We start from the raw sequence: 579 nt of genomic DNA on the forward strand, positions 1-579 counted from the left end.
CCTTTATTGATGGTGGTAAATCTAAGCTACTGGATAGTGTCACTGACACAATCCGTAAAGAGATGGAACCAGTGGGGATTGATATTATTGCTATCTCCTGGATTGGTGCTCCTGAATACCCTGATAACGTTAAACGTGCCATTAATGCCAAAGTAGAAGCTACTCAGAAAACTCTGCAACGTGAGCAAGAGATTCAGCAACGTGTAGCTGAAGCTAATATGGAACGTGAACAAGCTAAGGGTGTAGCAGATGCTATTCTGATTAAGGCTAAAGCAGAGGCTGACGCTATTCGTTTACGTGGTGAAGCACTCACCGAGAACCCAAATGTAATCCAACTGGAAGCCATTAATAAGCGGAATGGTACATTACCTACCACAATGATTCCGGGGGCTACTACACCTTTCGTTAATGTGAAATAACTAAGCAAACCCACCATTACGGTCGGTTTATTTTTTGAAGTTATCTAACACTGGGTATTCCTATGAAAGTAAATGTTTTACGTCGTAAGAAAGTTCCTTTCTTTCAAATCAATTGTGGTTCATGTTTTCAACACGATGATGACTACTATATGAAGTTTAG

At 40.4% G+C, this 579-nt stretch carries 1 protein-coding gene; it reads left to right on the forward strand.

The genetic code is table 11. The features are described from left to right. Positions 1 to 419: SPFH domain-containing protein (locus tag Y882_RS19855; RefSeq protein ID WP_046973451.1), on the forward strand; the 419-nt coding region annotated here is incomplete at its 5' end. Positions 420 to 579: the final 160 nt, after the last annotated feature.

Origin of the sequence: Dyella japonica DSM 16301 (assembly GCF_001010355.1) — a bacterium.
Taxonomy (GTDB): domain Bacteria; phylum Pseudomonadota; class Gammaproteobacteria; order Xanthomonadales; family Rhodanobacteraceae; genus Dyella; species Dyella japonica.